Consider the following 19,807-nt stretch of genomic DNA (forward strand, 5'->3'; position numbering starts at 1 on the left):
TCAGTCCTCCCACAACTGTACGGTTTTGAGGATGTCGCGCTTGTTGGCCTTCTTCGCCCCGAACATGTTGGTGTCGGAGGAGCCACTGCAACCGCTGCCGAAGCTGAAGCCACAACCGGAACGCTCGGCGAAGGCATCGCTGGTCGCCTCCTCACGGTGCGCACTGGGGATGACGAAGCGGTCTTCGTAGTTGGCGATGGCCAGGTAGCGGTACATGTCTTCGACCTGGGCCACGCTCAGGCCGACATCGGCCAGCACCTGCAGGTCCTGCACGCCGTCCACTTGCTCGGAGCGCTTGTAGGCACGCATCGCCAGCAGCCGCTTGAGCGCCAGCTTGACCGGGATGACGTCGCCGGCGGTGAGCAGGTTGGCCAGGTAGCGCAGCGGAATGCGCAGGCTGTCGACATCCGGGATCACCCCGTTCATGCCCACGGTGCCGGCGGTCGCGGCGTTCTGGATCGGCGACAGTGGCGGCACGTACCAGACCATCGGCAGGGTGCGGTATTCCGGGTGCAGCGGCAGCGCCAGCTTCCAGTCGACCGCCAGTTTGTACACCGGGGATTTCTGCGCGGCGTCGATCACCGACATCGGTACGCCGTCGGCCAGGGCCTGGGCGATGACCTTCGGGTCATTCGGGTCGAGGAAGATCTCCAGTTGCTTGTGGTACAGGTCCTGCTCGTTCGGCGTGCTGGCCACTTCAAGGATGCGGTCGGCGTCATACAGCAACACGCCGAGGTAGCGGATGCGGCCCACGCAGGTTTCCGAGCACACGGTCGGCATGCCGGCCTCGATGCGCGGGTAGCAGAAGATGCATTTCTCGGATTTACCGCTCTTCCAGTTGAAGTAGATCTTCTTGTACGGGCAACCGCTGATGCACATGCGCCAGCCGCGGCATTTCTCCTGGTCGATCAGTACGATGCCGTCTTCTTCGCGCTTGTAGATCGCCCCGCTCGGGCAGGAGGCCGCGCAGGTCGGGTTGAGGCAGTGCTCGCACAGACGCGGCAGGTACATCATGAAAGTATTTTCATACTCGCCATAGATGTCGGCCTGGATCTGGTCGAAGTTCTTGTCCTTGCGCCGCTTGGCGAACTCGGTGCCGAGAATCTCTTCCCAGTTCGGGCCCCACTCGATCTTCTGCATGCGCTTGCCGGTGATCACCGAACGCGGTCGTGCGACCGGCTGGTGTTCACCCAGGGGGGCGGTGTGCAGATGCTGGTAGTCGAAATCGAACGGCTCGTAGTAGTCGTCGATGGTCGGCAGGTCCGGGTTGGCGAAGATGTTCGCCAGCACGCGGAACTTGCCGCCGATCTTCGGGTTGATCGAGCCGTCCTTGTTGCGGATCCAGCCGCCGCGCCATTTGTCCTGGTTTTCCCATTCCTTGGGGTAGCCGATCCCGGGCTTGGTCTCGACGTTGTTGAACCAGGCGTATTCCATGCCTTCGCGGCTGGTCCAGACGTTCTTGCAGGTGATCGAACAGGTGTGGCAACCGATGCACTTGTCCAGGTTGAGGACCATGCCGACTTGTGAACGAATTTTCATGGCATCAATCCTCAAATGTCTTGTGGCAGGGGTTGTGGCAGGGCTTCGTCGCCCAGGCCGCCGACATCGGTACCGTCAAGCCAGTTGACCTTGTCCATTTTGCGCACCACGACGAACTCGTCGCGGTTGCAACCGACCGTGCCGTAATAGTTGAAACCGTAGGCCTGCTGGGCGTAGCCACCGATCATGTGGGTGGGCTTGAGCACCACGCGGGTCACCGAGTTGTGGTGGCCGCCGCGAGTCTTGGTGGTCTCGCTGCCGGGCACGTTCACGATGCGTTCCTGGGCGTGGTACATCATCACCATGCCGTCCTTGACCCGCTGGCTGACTACCGCACGGGCGGTCAGGGCGCCGTTGGCGTTGAAGCACTCGACCCAGTCGTTGTCCTCGATGCCGGCGCGCTTGGCGTCGGTTTCCGAGAGCCAGATGATCGGCCCGCCACGGCTCAGGGTGAGCATGATCAGGTTGTCGCTGTAGGTGCTGTGGATGCCCCACTTCTGGTGCGGAGTGATCCAGTTGAGGACGATCTCGGTATTGCCGTTCGGCCGCTTGCCTTTGACGTAGTCGATGGTGCGGGTGTTGATCGGCGGCCGGTAGCTCATCATCTGTTCGCCAAACGCCTGCATCCAAGGGTGATCCTGGTAGAACTGCTGGCGGCCGGTGATGGTGCGCCAGGGGATGAACTCGTGGACGTTGGTGTAGCCGGCGTTGTAGCTGACCTTCTCGTCTTCGAGACCCGACCAGGTCGGGCTGGAGATGATCTTGCGCGGCTGCGCCTGGATGTCGCGAAAGCGGATCGCCTCGTGCGCCTTGTTGATCGCCAGGTGGCTGTGATCCAGCCCGGTGAACTCGGACAACGCCGCCCAGGCCTTGAGCGCCACGTGGCCGTTGGTTTCCGGGGCCAGGGTGAGGATCACCTCGCAGGCATCGATCGCCGACTCGATCTGCGGCCGGCCTTTGCTGACGCCTTCGGCACGCACCTTGTGGTTGAGTTCGCCGAGGAACTCGACCTCATGCTCGGTGTTCCAGTTGATGCCCTTGCCGCCGTTGCCTTGCTTGTCGAGCAACGGGCCGAGGGAGGCGAACTTCTTGTAGACGTTCGGGTAGTCGCGCTCGACCACGGTCATGTTCGGGCAGTTCTTGCCCGGCACCGGAGCTTCGCCGGCGGTTTTCCAGTCGATGCCGCCGAACGGCTGGGCCAGTTCGCCGGGGCTGTCGTGCATCATCGGCACGGTGACCAGATCCTGCTCGACACCCAGTTGGCCGACCGACATCTCGGAGAAGGCCTTGGCGATGCCCTTATAGATTTCCCAGTCGGAACGCGATTCCCAGGCCGGATCGATGGCCGCGGACAGCGGGTGGATAAAGGGGTGCATGTCCGAGGTGTTCATGTCGTCCTTCTCGTACCAGGTCGCCGTCGGCAGAACTATGTCCGAGTAGACGCAGGTGGAAGACATGCGGAAGTCCAGGGTGGTGACCAGATCGAGCTTGCCGATCGCGCCTTCGTCCACCCACTCGACGTCGTTCGGCTTGAAGCCGCCACGCTTGCCGAGGTCTTCGTTCATCACGCCGTTCTTGGTACCGAGCAGGTACTTGAGCATGTACTCGTGGCCCTTGCCCGAAGAACCCAGCAGGTTGGAACGCCAGATAAACATGTTGCGCGGGAAGTTGACCGGGTTGTCCGGCTGCTCGCAGGCGAAGCGCAGCGAGTCGTCCTGCAGCGACTTGAGTACGTAATCCACCGGCGACATGCCGGCCGCCTTGGCGTCACGAGTGATCTGCAGCGGGTTGCGGTTCATCTGCGGGGCGCTCGGCAACCAGCCGGCGCGTTCGGCGCGGATGTTGTAGTCCAGCGCGTGCTCGGGGAACTGCGACTTGTCGGCCAGCGGCGAGAGCACTTCGTGCATGCTCATCTTCTCGTGACGCCACTGCGAACTGTGGGCATAGAAGAAGCTGGTGCCGTTCATCTGGCGTGGCGGACGGCTCCAGTCCAGACCGAAGGCCAGGGGCAGCCAGCCGCACTGTGGGCGCAGTTTTTCCTGGCCGACATAGTGGGCCCAACCGCCGCCGGTTTGACCGACGCAACCGCACATCATCAGCATGTTGATCAGGCCGCGGTAGTTCATGTCCATGTGGTACCAGTGGTTCATCGCCGCACCGACGATGATCATGGAACGGCCCTTGGTCTTGTCGGCGTTGTCGGCGAATTCACGGGCGATCTGGATCGCCTTCTCGCGCGACACGCCGGTGATCAGTTCCTGCCAGGCTGGGGTGCCCGGTACGCTAGCGTCGTCGTAATCCTTGGCAACGTTGCTGCCACCCAGGCCGCGGTCGATCGCCAGGTTGGCTGCCGACAGGTCGAACACGGTGGCGACCTTGGCTTGAGTGCCGTCGGCCAGGGTGATAGTGCGCACCGGCACCCGACGCAGTTGCACGGCTTCGCCGGCGACATGCTGGAAGTGCTCGTGGGTCTGGCCGCCGAAATACGGGAAGGCCACTTCGGCGATCTCTTCGCCGATCAGGCTGAGTTGCAGCTTGACCTCGCGACCGTCACCGCCTTCGCGGGCTTCGATGTTCCACTTGCCCTTCTCGCCCCAGCGGTAGCCGATCGAACCCAGCGGCGAGACCAGTTGATTGGTTTCGCTGTCCAGGGCAATGGTTTTCCACTCGGGGTTGTTGTCCTGGCCAAGGTTGTCGGTCAGGTCGGCGGCGCGCAGGAAGCGGTCCGGCTGGTAGCCGTTCAGCTCAGGCGTGGCACCGACGTGATCCTTGAGCAGCACCAGCACCGGGAAGTCGGTGTAGCGGCGCACGTAGTCGGTGAAGTAGGCGCTCGGCTTGTCGAGGTGGAATTCCTTGAAAATGACGTGGTTGAACGCCTGGGCCAGCGCCGCATCGGTGCCCTGCTTGGGGTTCAGCCAGAGGTCGGTGAGCTTGGCCACCTCGGAGTAGTCCGGGGTGATGGATACGGTCTTGGTGCCCTTGTAACGCACCTCGGTAAAGAAGTGCGCGTCCGGCGTGCGCGTCTGCGGCACGTTGGAGCCCCAGGCAATGATGTAGTTGGAGTTGTACCAGTCGGCCGATTCCGGCACGTCGGTCTGCTCGCCCCACACCTGCGGCGAGGACGGCGGCAGGTCGCAGTACCAGTCGTAGAACGACAGGCAGACGCCGCCGATCAGCGACAGGTAACGGCTGCCCGCGGCGTAGCTGACCATCGACATGGCCGGGATCGGCGAGAAGCCGACCACGCGGTCCGGGCCGTGCTCCTTGACGGTGTAGACGTTGGCCGCGGCGATGATCTCGTTGACTTCGTTCCAGCTCGAGCGGATGAAACCGCCCATGCCACGCTTGCTCTTGTAGGACTCGGCCTTGACCGGGTCTTCGACGATGCTCGCCCAGGCCTCGACCGGGTTCAGGCTGGCCCGGGCTTCGCGCCAAAGCTTGAGCAGGGGTTTACGGACCTTGGGGTATTTAAGGCGGTTGGCGCTGTAGATGTACCAGCTGTAGCTGGCACCACGTGGACAGCCGCGCGGCTCGTGGTTGGGCAGGTCGTTGCGGGTACGCGGGTAATCGGTCTGCTGGGTTTCCCAGGTGATCAGGCCGTTCTTCACGTAGATCTTCCACGAGCACGAGCCGGTGCAGTTCACCCCATGGGTGGAACGCACGATCTTGTCGTACTGCCAGCGCGCACGGTAGACGTTCTCCCAATCGCGGGACTCGATGCGGGTTTCGCCATGACCATCGGCGAATTCACCCTGCTTACGGTTGAAGAAACGCAATTGGTCGAGTAGATGACTCATCTCTTTTTCCTCTCAGGCTTGCTGCGGGATCTGCGTCCCGCACACGCAATGATTCGATTCTGTTAACGCGAGTCGCGCAGCGGCGACTTCCTCATGCCCTTCTCCCTCCGGGAGAAGGTGGCGCGCAGCGCCGGATGAGGGAGGCGGTACGCCGCTAGCAGGGGACTTCTGCGCCTTTGCGCGAGTACCACCACCAGGTCACCCCGATGCAGCTGACGTAGAAGCCGATGAACACGTACAGGGCCATTTGCGGGCCGCCGGTAAGGGCCATCGAGGTGCCGAAAGACTTCGGAATAAAGAAGGCGCCGTAGGCCGCCACAGCCGAACTGAAGCCGAGTACCGCGGCCGCTTCCTTGCCGGCGTTCTTGATCGCCTGCTCCTTGATCGCCGCCGTTTTACCGATGCTGCCGCGCTCGTGCAGGGTGCGGAAGATCACCGGAATCATGCGGAAGGTGGAGCCGTTGCCGATGCCGGTGGTGACGAACAGCAACATGAACATGGCCAGGAAGCCGTAGAAGTTGCCCGCGGTGCCGGCTACCGGGATGAAGGCGAGGACGCCGAACACCGCCGCGATCATCAGCACGAAGTTCCACAGGGTCACCCGTGCGCCGCCCAGCTTGTCGGCCAGCCAGCCACCCAGCGGGCGCACCAGGGCACCAACCAACGGACCGAGGAAGGCAAACTGCAGTGGATCGACGCCAGGAAACTGGGTCTTGATCAGCATCGGGAAGCCAGCGGCGAAGCCGATGAAGGAGCCGAAGGTGGCCAGGTACAGCCAGCACATCAACCAGTTGTGCTTGCGCTTGAAGATCACCGCCTGCTCGCTGAAGGATGCCTTGGCGCTGCTCAGGTCGTGCATGCCGAACCAGGCCGCCACGGCCACCGCGAGGATAAACGGCACCCAGATGAAGCCGGCATTCTGCAGCCACAGCTGGCTACCTTCGCCCAGTTCCTGGGCCTGACCGCCGACTGCGCCGAACAGGCCGACGCCAATCACCAGCGGCACGCTGAACTGCATCACCGATACGCCGAGGTTGCCCAGGCCGGCATTCAGGCCGAGCGCGGTGCCCTGCTGCGACTTGGGATAGAAGAAGCTGATGTTGGCCATGCTCGAGGCGAAGTTGCCGCCACCGAAGCCGCACAGCAGCGCGATGATCACGAACACGCTGTAGGTGGTGCTGGGGTCCTGCACGGCGAAGCCCATCCACACTGCCGGCAGCAGCAGCGAGGCGGTGCTCAGGGCGGTCCACCTACGGCCACCGAAGATCGGCACCATAAAGGAGTAGAAAATCCGCAGCGTGGCGCCGGACAAGCCCGGCAGCGCTGCCAGCCAGAACAACTGGTCGTTGCTGAAGGTGAAGCCGATGCTGTTCAGGCGCACGGTCACCGCGCTCCAGACCATCCACACGGCGAAGGCCAGCAACAGCGCGGGGATCGAGATCCACAGGTTGCGGGTGGCTATCTGCTTGCCGATGCTGCCCCAGAAGTGTGGATCTTCCGGGCGCCAGTCGTGAATGACCGGCCCCAGGACAGGCTGTCCGGCTATAGGGGGATTCTTGGTTGCGGACATGCTCATTCTCCTTCAAGCGGCAGGAAAGCAGGAACCGTGGCCTTTTCGGAGGCCAGGCCCATAACGGGAGTTTTGCGAACTTCGCTGAAGTACATCCAGATCAGGGAGACCCAGACCACGCCGTACATCAGCATGAAACTGGAGGAGCGCACGCCGGTCAGGTCGACCAGGGCACCGAACATGATCGGCAGGATGAAACCGCCGAGGCCGCCGGCCAGGCCGACGATGCCGGAGATGGCGCCCATGTTGTCCGGGTAGTCATCGGAGATGTACTTGAACACCGAGGCCTTGCCGAAGGCGAAGGCGATGCCGACGACGAACAGCAGCGCGGTGAAGGTCCAGGCATTGAGGCCGATGTTGTAGGTCTGCGGGCCATTGACGGTCTGCACGATCAGTTCGGTCTGCGGATAGGACAGCAGGAACAGGCACACCCAGCTCACCCACATCACCCACCAGGTCACGCTCTGCGCGCCCCACTTGTCCGACATCCAGCCACCCATGGCGCGCAACACACCACCCGGCAGGGAGAAGCAGGCGGCCAGCAAGGCGGCGCTCTGCAGGTTGAAGCCGTATTCCTCGACGTAGTACTTGGTCATCCACAGGGCCAGGGCCACATAGCCGCCGAAGACGATCGAGTAGTACTGGCAGTAGCGCATCACCTTGGGGTCTTTCAGGGTGCGCAGCTGATCGGCCAGGGACACGTTGCTACGCACCCGATGGCCCTTGTTCTCGTAGGTGCAGAACCAGAACAGCAGTGCGGTGATGAACATGATCGCCGAGTAGACCTTGGGCACCATCTGCCAGCTGGCCGCGGCGATGATCGCCGGCGCGACGAACTTAGTCAGCGCGGCGCCGGCGTTACCGGCACCGAAGATACCCATGGCGAAGCCCTGGTTCTGCCGCTCGAACCACTTGGCGACATAGGCGATACCGACCGAGAAGGAACCGCCGGCCAGGCCGACGAACAGGCCGAGGACCAGGAAGTGCCAGTACTCGGTGGCCAGGCTGATCATGTAGATCGGCAACACGCAGACCAGCATCAGCAGGAAGAACACGATGCGCCCGCCGAACCTGTCGGTGAGCATGCCCAGCGGCAGACGTACCAGGGAGCCGGTGAGCACCGGCGTGGCGGCCAGCAGGCCGAACTGGGTATCGTTGAGTTGCAGTAACTCCTTGATCGGAACGCCGAGTACGGCGAACATCATCCAGACCATGAAGCAGATAGTGAACGCCAGGGTGCTCATGCCCAGAACCAGGCCCTGTTGTGTTCTCAAACGTGCCATAGCGAACCCCCTAATTGCCGAACCATGGGCGGCACACTAGATAGGCAAGGGGCTGGCGCACTTGACCTGGGTCAATTAATTCAGAGCTGCTTGGGCCTACCCTGCCCCCGTCTACCTCTTAAGTGGTAGCTCGGCTTTTCACATAAAACGCTTTTAAAAACAGATACTTACAAACAATATAGATTCTTGGCCAGCAGGCTGCAGGCAGTCCGAGTTCTTTAGAGGTAGTCAGTGCGATGTTGAGATGGATGCGCAGTTCAGTGCCGGTCAGGGCCGGTTTGGCGGTGACCCTGATCGCCGTGCTGGCCCTTGGCAGCTCTATCAGCGCCGGGCTGATCGCCTGGTTCAGCGAGGACGACGCGGCGGCGATCAATACCGCCGGCTCCCTGCGCATGGCCACCTACCGCCTGAACTGGCAACTCGAAGCCGGTGCGCCCCCGGAAAACATCGCCGCGCTGCGCGACGATCTGCAGCAGCGCCTGGACGGCACCCTGCAACAGCACATCAGAGGCAACCCGGATGACCCGCTGTACGACGCCTACGGCGATATTCATAGGCTGTGGCAGGAACAGTTGCGTCCGGCCCTGGATCGCGGCGACAAGGATGCCTTCCAGCAGCACTCCGAGAACTTCGTCGCCCAACTGGAACACTTCGTCATGCTCCTGCAGAAACAGAGCGAGCGCCGTCAGGGCTGGCAGCAGAGCATCCAGGGCGCCGCCCTGCTGATCACCGTGATCATCCTGCTGGTGGGCATGTACGAACTGCAGCTCAATGTGATCAGCCCGCTGCAGGAACTGGTCAGGGCCGCCGAACGCTTTCGCAACGGCGACCATGGCGCGCGGGTCGAATTCCGCTCGGAGGACGAGCTGGGGCAGATGGCCGAGAGCTTCAATGCCATGGCCGAGACCATCGAGGAATCGCACCGCACCCTGGAAAGCCGGGTGGCGCAGAAGACCCAGACCCTGGCGCAAACCAATGCCGCCCTGGAGCTGCTCTACCAGAACAGCCGCAGTCTGGCCACCCGCCTGGCCAATGCCGAGCACCTCGACGAGCTGATCAGCCGCTTCCAGCAACGCCTGCCGGGCCTGCGCCTGACCCTGTGCCTGCAGGACAATGTCCATGCACCCAGCGAGCAACTGCTGGCCCTGCATGGCAGCGAAACCCGCGAGGTCTGTGCGCGCAGCGATTGCGCCACCTGCGAGCGCAAGACCAACCCCGACCAGGCCACCTTCATCATCAGCAACCAGGGCAATAACCTCGGCGAGCTGAAAGCCTACTTCCGCGACGGACACCGGCCGCAGACCTGGGAAACCGCACTGATCCAGGCCCTGGCCAACCAGGTCGGCACGGCGCTGTCGCTCAAACGCCAGCGCGAGCAGGAACATCGCCTGCTGCTGCTCGACGAGCGCACCATCATCGCCCGCGAACTGCATGACTCGCTGGCCCAGGCACTGTCCTACATGAAGCTGCAAGTCAGCCGCCTGCAGACCCTGATCCGCCGCGGTGAAAGCGCACAAACCCTGGAAACCGTCAGCGACGAACTGCGCGACGGCTTGAACACCGCCTACCGGCAACTGCGCGAACTGCTGACCACCTTCCGCCTGCAGATCCAGGACGGCGGCCTCGACCAGGAACTCAAGGACACGGTGCAGGAGTTCGCCAAGCGTGGCGACTTCAGCGCCGAACTGCAGATCGACCGCCTGGCCTTTCAGCTCTCGGCCAGCGAGCAGATTCACCTGTTGCAGATTGCCCGCGAGGCGCTGTCCAACTGCGCCCGGCATGCCCAGGCCAAACACGCCTGGCTGCGCCTGCGCCAGGTCGGCGAACAGGTCGAATTGTCGGTCGAAGACGACGGCTGCGGCCTGGTTCCGGGCTTTGACCCGCGCCAGCACCACGGCCTGACCATCATGCAGGAGCGTGCGCGCAGCCTGCATGGCCAACTCGACATCGAACCCCGCGCGCCCCAGGGCACGCGTATCCATTTGCAGTTCCGCCCCGAGTTCCTCGGGCGTCATGAAGAAGGTAGCGCCGCATGAAGCCATCCATCGGCCACAGCAGTCCCCTGCGCCACAGCATCTTGCTGGTCGATGACCACCCGATGATGCGCCGCGGCATGCGCCAGCTGCTCGAACTCGAGGAAGACCTGGAAGTCGTCGGCGAGGCCGGGCATGGCCAGGAAGCCCTGGAAATGGTCGGCCAGCTACAGCCCGAGCTGATCCTGCTGGACAACAACATGCCGCAGATGAACGGCCTGGAAACCCTGCGCCGCCTGCGCGAGATGCATTATCACGGCAAGGTGCTGATCTTCACCGTGTCCGACTCCGAAGATGACATCCGCGACGCCATGCGCCTGGATGCCGATGGTTACCTGCTCAAGGACATGGAGCCGGAGCTGCTGATCCAGTCGATTCGCGATGCCCTGCAAGGCAGCCTGGTGGTCAGCCCCACCCTGACCCGGATTCTCGCCCAGGCGCTGCGCTCGCCGCAGGCCAGCGCGCAGGCCGACCTCACCGACCGCGAACGCCAGGTGCTGAAAACCATTGCCGCCGGCCACAGCAACAAAGTCATCGGCCACAAACTCGGCATCACCGAAGGTACGGTCAAGGTCCACGTGAAAAACCTGCTGCATAAACTCGGCCTGCGCTCGCGAGTCGAGGCCGCAGTCTGGGCGATGGAGCATTTGCGTTAGACCCCTGCTGTCCGTGCAGTTCGTCGGATGGGTTAACGGCGGGAAAACCCAGCTTCCAGGTACCGCATAACCCAACACCGTGTCAGCAAACACTCCGTGCCCTACAAATGCAGGTACACCCTCGGCCGTAGGAAGGCGTTGAGCGCAGCGATAACCATCCGGCGGTTTATGCCTGTACCCGTTTGCAGCCTACCTGACATCGTCTCGGCGGCTAACCTACGCGGCCCGACCCATCCTAGGGTCTTGATCCTCGAGCACACAGTCTGCTGCGCGACAGCGGGGCGTCGAGGACTGGGCGGCCGCTCCTACGGGGCTATTTGGCAGGCCGGGAGCAACCGGCTACGGCTGCTTGGTCGATTCCGGCTGCTGCGGTGCATCGTCGCTGCCCATCGATTTGCGAAAGCCGCCGATTGCCCCGCCAATGTCGGAGCCCAGGCTGCGCAGGCGTTTGCTGCCGAACAGCATGACCACGATCAGCAGAACGATCAGAAGTTGCCAGATGCTGATACCCATTTGGATCTCCTACTTTGCGAATAATGGCAAACATTCACGACCTGGACTCAATGCGTGGCTTGCCCATGCATACCCACATGTTGCGTGGCGGCGGCCTGTTGCAGCACGCCCTGGTCGATCTGCTCGAAGCGTAACACCCGAGCGCCGTGGATAGCGGCCAGTTTGCCGGCTGCCTGCTCATCGGCAAACGAGGCCAGCACCGCACCCATGGCGCCTTTCAACCCGCTGTCGCCGAGGCCGACCACATAGAAGGCGCTGGTGGCATCGATCAGGTGGCTGTCGTCGGGCTTGAGCCAGTCGCTACGGCCCATGTCGTGCACGTAGAGCTTGGCATCGCCGATTCGGTTTTCCGGTTGCAGCCACCAGCCGAGCATCTCGGCGGCGGAACAGAATTTCTTCACCCCGGCTTTATCCACCGCCTGGCCCTTGGGCCCAGGAAAGTCGGTGATGACCATGCCGCACACATGGCACTCGTCAGTGTCGTGAAACGCCACCGGGTCCAGGCTCCGCTGCAAGCTTTCGGGTTCGCTGCAGGCCAACAGGCCGGCACCGAGCAGCACGGCCAACAGGGTCCGTGTGGTGAGCTGGCAAATAGTCTTTATCACTGTTTTCTCCCTAGCGGGGATGCCGCGAGCGGCTCCCAAATCATCACGCCCTTCGCGGCATAGCCACTTTCGCGTTACTTGAAACAGACCTCGTAGGGTGCGCCGTGCGCACCAGGGCAAACGCCGGTGCGCGCGGCGCCCCCTACAGAAGCACGGTATAGGCAAAAATCAGGTCGGCCGGCGCAGAAACACCCAATAGGCCAACAGCAGCGGCGCGCCAACCCACAGCAACAGGCACAGCCACAGCAGCAGGCCGTCGACCGGCAGGTCGCCGCCCAGGGCCATCACGCCGACGGTATTGTCGCTGCCCGCGAAGCCGGACAGGTTGATCAGCCGGTAGACGTCGGCCGGGTTGAGCAGCAGCAGCCAGGGCAGCAGATCCGGGTTGAACTTGCCTTCGCTCAGCACCAGCAGCGCCAGCAAGGCCAGATCGAACACCAGCACGAAGAGGAACCACACGCCCAGGGCCAGCCCGGCGGCGCTGGATTTTTCACTGACCTTGCTGCTCAGCACATAAGCCAGGGCCAGAAACACCCAGCCGAGCAGCGTGCTGGACAGCATGAAGCGGCCAAAGGCCCAGGCCAGCAGGCCCAGTTCGACATCCTCAACCAGCACGGCGATGGCCAGGGCCGCGCAGCCGAAACCGATCAGGGTGGCCAGCGCCAGGATCAGACCGTGGCCGACGAACTTGCCCAGCAGCAACTGACCGCGACCCAGGGGGTAGGTCAGCAACAGCATCAAAGTGCCGCCCTCGTCTTCGCCGACGATGGCGTCATAGGCCAGCAGCAACGCGATCAGCGGTACCAGAAAGGTGGCCAGGCTGGCCAGGCTGGCGATGGTCGCCGGGATCGAGGTAAAGCCCAGTTGCCCGGACGCCGCCGCGCCGAGCCAGGCGATGCCTACCGCCAGTACCGCGAACAACAGGCTGATGGCGAGCAACCAGCGGTTGCGCAGGCCGTCGCTGAGTTCCTTGCGGGCGATATTCCAGATCTGCGTCATAGCGCACCCTCCCCGGCCCGAGTGCTCCGGGCCTGGTCCATGTAATGCCGGTACAGATCCTCCAGCGATGGCTGGTGGATATCGATGTCCTGCGCCTCGCCCTCGCCAAGCAACTGGCGCAGCAGGCCAAGCTTGTGACCGTTGATCGCCACCACTTCGATGCCATCGACGCCGACCGAGCGGGCTTGATGCCCGTCGGCGTGCCAGCGTTGCAACAACTGCGCGCTCTGTTTCAGCCCACTGGCACGGATCACTGCCGGCAGGCCGGCGTCTTCGCGCAGGCTGGCCAGGCTGCCGACCGCCTGTAGACGACCATGGGCCAGAATCGCCGCGCGGTTGATATGTGCCTCGACCCCCGGCAACACATGGGAGCAGAGAATGATGCTGGTGCCCTGCTGACGCAGGCGGTCGACCAGTTGGTAGAGATCCTGGGTGGCGATGGGGTCGAGGCCGACCGTGGGTTCGTCGAGCAGCAGCAGGCGCGGCGCGCCGAGCAATGCCTGGGCCAGGCCCAAACGCTGACGCATGCCTTTGGAGTAGGTCTTGACCCGTCTCTCCATGGCGTCGGCCAGGCCGACCTGTTCCAGCAGCGCGTCCACCTGGGTCAGTGCGGCGCCCTTGAGCCGGGCGAAATGACGCAGGGTCTCGCGTCCGCTGAGTTGTGCATAGAAGGTCACGTTCTCCGGCAGATAGCCGAGCTGACGGCGCACCAGCGAGTCATTCGGACTGCGCCCGAGCACCTGTACCCGGCCTCTGCTGGCCTGCAGCAGGCCGAGAATCAGTTTCATGCTGGTGGTCTTGCCGGCGCCGTTGTGGCCGAACAGGCCGAGCACTTCGCCTTCGCCCAGACACAGGTTCAAGTCGTGCAGCACGGTCATGCTGCCGTATTGCTGGCTGACGCCTTCGATCTCGACGGCATTCATGGCGTTGGCTCCTGGCGGGTTGGCAGCAGATCGGTGGTCGGCAGTTGCATCAGCGGGTGGCTGTCCTGCACGCCAGGGGATTTCATCACCGGGAAGGCGCGCTGCACCCAACGCAGCAACTCGATGCCCGGGCTGTTCATCAACAGACGCACCTGCGGGTACAGCCACAGCAGACGGTCGACGTTGTCGTTGGGTTCGTAGGCAATATCGCCGAGGCCATCGTCGTTGCGATCCCAGCCCAGATAATCGCTCCAGTAGTTGCCGCGCCCCTCCACCGACCATTCCTGGGTGCGCACCGCGACATACTTGACCTGCTGCTGGTTGTCCACAAAGGCGTTGCCGACGATGCGGTTGTCCTCGGAGCCGGCGGTCAGGTGAATGCCCAGGGCGCTGCCTTGAAAATGGTTGTGCTCGATGCTGTTGAACAGCGAGTTGTAGATAAACAGCGCCTTGCCCTCGGCACCGGCAATCATGTTGTCGCCGGTCGAGCCGCTACCGCTGCGCACATCGCTGACGAAATTGTCACGGATGGTCGAATAGGTGATGTAGTTCATCAGGATGCCGTAGTTCTCGTCCTGTTCGGAGCGATTGCCGATCACCGTCAGCTTGCGGCTCTGCATCAGCGCATAGCCGGTGCGGGTGCGCCGGGTGGTGTTGCCGAGCAGCTGGTTGTCGTTGGAGAACATGTAGTGCACGCCGTAGCGCAAATCTTCGAGGGTGTTGCCTTCGAGCAGGTTGCCGTTGGAGGTGTCGATATAGATACCGTCACGGGTATCGCGCACCTGGTTGCCGATGACCTTGGCGCCGCGCACTGCAAACAGGTGAATCCCATTGCCGCGGTCCTGGGAACGGATGCTCGGATCGCCCTGGATGCGGTTGCCGATCAGGCTGACATCCGCCGTGCCATCGACCCAGATGCCGGAGCCCGGGCCCTGCAGGCGGTTGTCCTTGATCACCGCGCCACGCGCCTCGGGCCCGATGAATACGGCGGAATTCAAGTCGGTAAGGTTGCGCCCCCAGTCGAGGATGGTGCAGCCCTCGATGGTCACCTCGGCCACGCTGATCAGCAGGCCGTTGCCCTGCCCCCGCCCCTGCAGCACGGCGCCCGGTTCGCAGCGGATGTGCATCGGCTGATCGACGCTGAACGAACCTTGATATTCGCCGGCGGGCAGGCGCCAGCGATTGTCACCCTCGGCCTGTAGCGGCAGCGAGGTGATGGGTTGCGGCGCCGCCTGGGCAGCGCCGCAGAGAATAAGCAGCAATAGTGCGCTGGCGTGCAGCCATGCCATTGCCTGGGTGTTTAACACTGCGATTTACCTTGAGCCATTTAGCGGTTAGTCCGTAGCCCGGATGAAATCCGGGGGGCTATATCAACCATCTCCCCGGATTGCATCCGGGCTACGGGGCTATGCCATTACGCCGGCTCGACCAGCATGCGGCCGACCATTTCCATGTGCAGGGCATGGCAGAACCAGCTGCAGTAGTACCAGTGCAGGCCAGGCTTGTCGGCGATGAAGGTGATCGACGAGGTCTGCTGGGCGCTGATCTCCATGCTGGCACCGTGATTGGTCATGACGAAACCGTGGGACACGTCTTCGATCTGGTCGATGTTGGTGATGGTCACAGTGACTTCATCGCCCTGCTTGACGTTGAACTCGGTCAGGCCGAAGGCTGGCGCCATCGAGGTCATGTACACGCGGACCTTGTTGCCATCACGGATGACCTTGTTATCGGCCTCCAGGTTGATGCCGTCCTTCTTCGCCCGCTCGACGGTCGGCGCGAAGAAGTCATCGTTGCGATCCCAGATCTTCTTGGTCTTGATCTGGTCGCGGCGCGCCAGGATGCAGTCGTGCGGCTCGGCAAAGGTCGGGCCGTCGTGCACCAGCTTCATTTCATCGCCGGAAATATCAATCAACTGATCGTTTTCCGGATGCAGCGGGCCGGTCGGCAGGAAGCGATCCTTGGAGAACTTGCTCAGCACCACCAGCCACTTGCCGTCGGCGTCGCGGGTTTCGCAGAGAGAGGCGTGGTTGTGTCCCGGGTTGTAGTGCACATCGAGCTTCTGCTTGATGTAGTTAACCTTCTCGCCCTTGTAGGCGCGCACGGCCTCGTCCATGTTCCACTTGACCACCTGGCTGTCGATGAACAGCGTGGTGTAGGCATTGCCGCGACCGTCGAAGGTGGTGTGCAGCGGGCCCAGGCCGAGTTCCGGCTCGGCGGCGATGGCGTCGCGCGGGTCCTTGAGCTTGTCGTCGAACAGGTCGTCGAGCTTGGCGATCTCGATCATCGAGCAGGTCGGCGACAGCTTGCCGTTGGCGATGAAGTACTTGCCGTCAGGCGAGGTGTTGCAGCCGTGCGGGTTCTTCGGCACCGGGATGTAGCGGGTCAGTTGCGAGCCTGCACGACCGTCGACCACCGGGCTCTTTGAGTCGCCCAGGGTGGTGAACTTGCCGGCCTTGATCGCTGCTTCGATGCGTTCGATGTTGAACACCACCACCCAATCGCGCTCGTTGCGCATCATGCCGCCGAGGTCGGTGGCCTTTTCCGAGTTGTAGCAGGTGGAGGCCGCGTACTTGCCGGTGTAGTCGGCGTCGGTGTTGTCCAGGTTGCCGTCGACTATGACCTGGAAGGCCACCTCCATCTTCTCGGCATCGATGGCATTGAACATGGTGTAGGCGTTCTTGTCCTGCAGATCGAAATTGCTGCCGTCGTTGGGGTGCGGAATGACGAACTCGGCGTTGGCGAACACGTACTTGGTATGCGGCACCTTCTGCAGGCGCAGGCCGTGGATGGCCTGCACGTTGGGCACGGTGAGCATCTTGTCGCACTTCATGATGTCCAGACGGATGCGCGCGACCCGGCTGTTGGCCTTGTCGTTGATGAACAGGTACTTGCCGTCGTACTGGCCGTCGGTCATGGAGATGTGCGGGTGGTGGCAGTCGCCGTTCTGGAACTTGGCGCTCTCGCCCATGATGTGCTTGCTTTCGTTGGTCAGGCCCCAACCGGTGGCGGAGTCGATGTTGAACACCGGGATGCGCATCAACTCACGCATCGAGGGCACGCCCATCACCCGCACTTCGCCCTGATGACCGCCGCTCCAGAAACCGTAGTATTCATCCAGCTCGCCGGGGCCGACATGGATCTTCGACTTCGATTCCTTGACCGCAGCGGCCCAGGACTCGCGGGTCATCACTGCGCTGCCCAAGGCTGTCGCGCCGACCAGGGCCGCGCCTGTCATGGCGCTGGCACCCAGGAAACCGCGGCGGCTCAAGCCGGCCTTTTCCAGCATTTGCGCCTGCTCTTTGCCATCGATTGGCGGCTTGTTCTTCGGTTCTTTATCGCTCACGGTGCTGCTCCTTGACTAGATAAATACGGCCGCGCTCACGCGCTTATAGGGCTCGCTCAGGGACGGCTACTTGCACTACGGGTATCAACTGGGCGCTGACAGGAGCCTGCTTGCTGCGCTTCTTCTGCTTGAGAATCAGCGGCGGGCACTTGTCGTCGTTGTGGTAGGTCATCTGGCAATCGAGGCAGTAGTGGCACTCGTTGTGATTGATATGGCCGTCCGGGTGGATCGCCTGGATCTCGCATTCCTTGGCACACAGCTGGCACGGGTTGCCGCACTCCTTGCGCCGCTTGAGCCAGTCGAACAGGCGGAACTTGCTCGGAATGGCCAGCGCCGCGCCCAGCGGGCAGACATAGCGGCAGTAGACCTTGCGGGTGAAGATGTTGATCACCAGGAGAATCACCGCATAGAGCACGAACCACCATTGGCGGTCGAATTTGAGGGTGATTGCGGTCTTGAACGGCTCCACTTCGGCAAAGCGCTCGGCGGTGGCCAGCGATTCCAGGGAGAGGCCGAACAGCAGCAGGAGGATGATGTACTTGATCGCCCAGAGCCGCTCATGCAGCGCGAAAGGCAGTTCGTACTGGGGGATTTTCAGTTTGCGCGCGGCCTCGTTGATCAGCTCCTGCAAGGCGCCGAACGGACACAGCCAGCCGCAGAACACGCCCCGCCCCCAGAGCAGGATGCTGGCGGCGGTGAAGGTCCAGATAATGAAGATGATCGGGTCGGTGAGGAACAGCTCCCAGCGGAAATCCTGCACCAGGGCATGGACGAAGGTCAGTACGTTGACCACCGACAACTGGCCCAAGGCATACCAGCCGATGAACACCACGGTGAAGATCAGGTAACCACGACGCAACCAGTGGAGGAAATGCGGACGCTGGGTGAACTTGTCCTGAAGGAACAGGATCACCGTGAGCAACAGCAACGCCAGGCTGATCACGCCGATCTGGAAGCTCTTCTGGTACCAGATATTCAACCACAGCGGCCGATTGGCTTCTTCGGTCGCGGCCAGCTCTGCGGCGGTCGGTTGCGGCCGCTCGAGGTACTCTTCCGGCATCTGGTAGGGCAGTTCGAAACTGCTGAAGATGCCGCTGATCGGGCCGGTCTGCCGCTTCACCAGCAGCTCCAGGGCCCAGGGTGAACCCGGATCGAAGCCGGTCGGCTCGCGCACGATAAAGATCGCCATCTCTTTGAAATCCGGCATGCCCTCGGCGTAGACATCGCTCAGGCGCTCGAAATCGCGGTCATGGAAGCTAATCGTTTCGCCGAACTGGCGCAGCTGCACCCGGTCGAAGATGCCACCGCGCACATAGCCCGAACCCTTGAACGAATACTCGCCGCTACCCAGTACGGCAATCGCCTGCTCGCCGGGCTTGAGCCCGTCCATCAGGAAGCGGTACTGACTGTCGCCAAGCAGGTTGCGGCCGATGGTCGGCGCGTTCAGGTGGGCGGCGTAGAGGTCGATGAAGGTGTCGTCGACCTGATCGGGCGCCGCCTCATCGACGCCCTCGGCTTCGCTGCCCTTGAAGGCCTCGTCGATCTGGCCACGGGTCAGGTGCAGGCGGCGGATGGCGCCGTTGCCGGTGAGCTGGGTCCAGTCGGCAGGCTGGTAGAGATCCTCGCGCACCGTGGCCGGTTTCTGCGCCAGGCCGGCAGCCTCTCCGACCAGGCCTAGAGACACCGCCACCTTGTGCGCGGCGCGCATCACCACCTCGTTGACCACCATGACCGTCACGGTGGCGCCGGTGACCGCATCGACAGTCACCGCATCCGGGTCACTGGAACGGCCGACCACCACCCGCTGGTTGACCTTGATGCCCTGGTACTTGGCGTTGAAGGCGTGCAGTTTGGCTTCGGGGATGCCGATCAGCAGAATCGGCTCGTGGTGCTCGAGCACATAGGCGTCCTGAATCACGCCTGCGGTGTCGAGGATCACCTGCATGTTGATCGGTTTGCCGGAATAGGCCGGTATATCGACCACATCCAGGCTCTGGAACACATAGCCGAGCACCTCGTCGCCACTCGACAGGGTGCGCACCTTGAACTCGCCTTGCGGCTCGGAAACGCTATCAGTCTTGGGAAAAACCAGATCGATGCGTTGTTGCTCTATTTCGCCGTAGCTCTTGGCCTGAACGCCCTGGAAAGTTGCAAACATGCAGACGAACAAAACCACGACAGCTACCCCCCATGAGCGCCAGGCACTGTGCAGGGAGGGGAAACTGTCCATGATTGACCGGCTTTGGTGGTTGGATCGAACGACCACCGTAACAGCGGTAGATGAACGACAGGGGACTACATTCGGCAGCTGACAGGTTTGCATATGACTTATCCGCCTTAGGCGGCTAGGAACGTGCCGTCATGGTAGGGGATGCATGCCCACCCTCCCCTTGACCAAAATCAAGTTGCGACATCCTGCCGCGGGGATGCCAACGCCGTACAGCGCCTGATCGGGCTGAGGCATTGGGCCATTGGTGCGCGGCGAGCACGCTCGGTGCCAGACCCCAGGGGGCGTCGCGCGCCCCCAGTCGCGTTACCACAAT

The 19,807-nt window shown here is 62.7% G+C and carries 13 protein-coding genes; 2 read left to right on the top strand and 11 right to left on the bottom strand.

Features of this window, described 5'->3' with window-relative positions; translation table 11 throughout:
* The 4 genes from narH to R3355_RS10400 all read right to left on the bottom strand — a co-directional run bounded on the left by narH (position 1) and on the right by R3355_RS10400 (position 8,189).
* Positions 1-1,539, bottom strand: coding sequence for a nitrate reductase subunit beta (gene narH, locus R3355_RS10385; RefSeq protein ID WP_172149699.1), 1,539 nt, complete (start codon positions 1,537-1,539; stop codon positions 1-3).
* 11 nt (positions 1,540-1,550) lie between these two features.
* The gene (locus R3355_RS10390) at positions 1,551-5,336 is read right to left on the bottom strand and encodes a nitrate reductase subunit alpha (RefSeq protein ID WP_318961119.1); all 3,786 of its coding nucleotides are present in this window, start codon (positions 5,334-5,336) and stop codon (positions 1,551-1,553) included.
* 154 nt (positions 5,337-5,490) lie between these two features.
* A complete protein-coding gene (locus tag R3355_RS10395; protein WP_318961120.1) occupies positions 5,491-6,906 on the bottom strand; it encodes a NarK family nitrate/nitrite MFS transporter in 1,416 nt (471 codons plus the stop codon).
* Between the two features lie 2 nt (positions 6,907-6,908).
* A complete protein-coding gene (locus R3355_RS10400) occupies positions 6,909-8,189 on the bottom strand; it encodes a nitrate/nitrite transporter (protein WP_318961121.1) in 1,281 nt (426 codons plus the stop codon).
* A gap of 236 nt (positions 8,190-8,425) precedes the next feature.
* Here R3355_RS10400 and R3355_RS10405 point away from each other — a divergent pair, with 236 nt between their 5' ends.
* Both R3355_RS10405 and narL read left to right on the top strand, forming a co-directional pair.
* Positions 8,426-10,225, top strand: coding sequence for a HAMP domain-containing protein (locus R3355_RS10405; protein ID WP_318961122.1), 1,800 nt, complete (start codon positions 8,426-8,428; stop codon positions 10,223-10,225).
* Complete coding sequence (narL, locus tag R3355_RS10410) at positions 10,222-10,878, top strand: two-component system response regulator NarL (protein ID WP_318945919.1); 657 nt, start codon at positions 10,222-10,224, stop codon at positions 10,876-10,878. The genes R3355_RS10405 and narL overlap by 4 nt, the downstream gene beginning before the upstream one ends.
* Before the next feature lie 339 nt (positions 10,879-11,217).
* Here the strand turns inward: narL and tatA are convergent, their stop codons facing one another.
* From tatA to nosR, 7 genes are all read right to left on the bottom strand, one after another.
* On the bottom strand, positions 11,218-11,391 hold the full coding sequence (tatA, locus tag R3355_RS10415) for a twin-arginine translocase TatA/TatE family subunit (protein ID WP_318961123.1): 174 nt from the start codon (positions 11,389-11,391) through the stop codon (positions 11,218-11,220).
* 47 nt (positions 11,392-11,438) lie between these two features.
* On the bottom strand, positions 11,439-11,993 hold the full coding sequence (locus tag R3355_RS10420; protein ID WP_318961237.1) for a nitrous oxide reductase accessory protein NosL: 555 nt from the start codon (positions 11,991-11,993) through the stop codon (positions 11,439-11,441).
* Positions 11,994-12,164: 171 nt separating this feature from the next.
* The gene (locus R3355_RS10425) at positions 12,165-12,995 is read right to left on the bottom strand and encodes an ABC transporter permease (protein WP_318961124.1); all 831 of its coding nucleotides are present in this window, start codon (positions 12,993-12,995) and stop codon (positions 12,165-12,167) included.
* A complete protein-coding gene (locus R3355_RS10430) occupies positions 12,992-13,918 on the bottom strand; it encodes an ABC transporter ATP-binding protein (RefSeq protein WP_318961125.1) in 927 nt (308 codons plus the stop codon). The genes R3355_RS10425 and R3355_RS10430 overlap by 4 nt, the downstream gene beginning before the upstream one ends.
* The gene (locus tag R3355_RS10435) at positions 13,915-15,207 is read right to left on the bottom strand and encodes a nitrous oxide reductase family maturation protein NosD (protein WP_318961238.1); all 1,293 of its coding nucleotides are present in this window, start codon (positions 15,205-15,207) and stop codon (positions 13,915-13,917) included. Before R3355_RS10435 ends, R3355_RS10430 begins: the two co-directional genes overlap by 4 nt.
* A gap of 125 nt (positions 15,208-15,332) precedes the next feature.
* Positions 15,333-17,207 carry a TAT-dependent nitrous-oxide reductase gene (gene nosZ, locus R3355_RS10440; protein ID WP_318961239.1) on the bottom strand — a complete coding sequence of 625 codons (1,875 nt, stop codon included), beginning with the start codon at positions 17,205-17,207 and terminating at the stop codon, positions 15,333-15,335.
* A 100-nt stretch (positions 17,208-17,307) separates the two neighbouring features.
* Positions 17,308-19,422, bottom strand: a complete 2,115-nt coding sequence (gene nosR, locus R3355_RS10445) for a transcriptional regulator NosR (protein ID WP_318961126.1) — start codon at positions 19,420-19,422, stop codon at positions 17,308-17,310.
* Between the last annotated feature and the right edge of the window lie 385 nt (positions 19,423-19,807).

This window comes from Pseudomonas sp. (assembly GCF_033723075.1).
Classification (GTDB): domain Bacteria; phylum Pseudomonadota; class Gammaproteobacteria; order Pseudomonadales; family Pseudomonadaceae; genus Aquipseudomonas.

Excerpts from the sequence above, each read along its gene's own strand:
- nosZ (WP_318961239.1), bottom strand. The coding sequence starts at position 17,207 with ATGCTGGAAAAGGCCGGCTTGAGCCGCCGCGGTTTCCTGGGTGCCAGC.
- R3355_RS10435 (WP_318961238.1), bottom strand. The coding sequence starts at position 15,207 with ATGGCATGGCTGCACGCCAGCGCACTATTGCTGCTTATTCTCTGCGGC.
- R3355_RS10430 (WP_318961125.1), bottom strand. The coding sequence starts at position 13,918 with ATGAATGCCGTCGAGATCGAAGGCGTCAGCCAGCAATACGGCAGCATG.
- R3355_RS10425 (WP_318961124.1), bottom strand. The coding sequence starts at position 12,995 with ATGACGCAGATCTGGAATATCGCCCGCAAGGAACTCAGCGACGGCCTG.
- tatA (WP_318961123.1), bottom strand. The coding sequence starts at position 11,391 with ATGGGTATCAGCATCTGGCAACTTCTGATCGTTCTGCTGATCGTGGTC.
- R3355_RS10390 (WP_318961119.1), bottom strand. The coding sequence starts at position 5,336 with ATGAGTCATCTACTCGACCAATTGCGTTTCTTCAACCGTAAGCAGGGT.
- R3355_RS10405 (WP_318961122.1), top strand. The coding sequence starts at position 8,426 with ATGTTGAGATGGATGCGCAGTTCAGTGCCGGTCAGGGCCGGTTTGGCG.
- narH (WP_172149699.1), bottom strand. The coding sequence starts at position 1,539 with ATGAAAATTCGTTCACAAGTCGGCATGGTCCTCAACCTGGACAAGTGC.
- nosR (WP_318961126.1), bottom strand. The coding sequence starts at position 19,422 with ATGTTTGCAACTTTCCAGGGCGTTCAGGCCAAGAGCTACGGCGAAATA.
- narL (WP_318945919.1), top strand. The coding sequence starts at position 10,222 with ATGAAGCCATCCATCGGCCACAGCAGTCCCCTGCGCCACAGCATCTTG.
- R3355_RS10395 (WP_318961120.1), bottom strand. The coding sequence starts at position 6,906 with ATGTCCGCAACCAAGAATCCCCCTATAGCCGGACAGCCTGTCCTGGGG.
- R3355_RS10400 (WP_318961121.1), bottom strand. The coding sequence starts at position 8,189 with ATGGCACGTTTGAGAACACAACAGGGCCTGGTTCTGGGCATGAGCACC.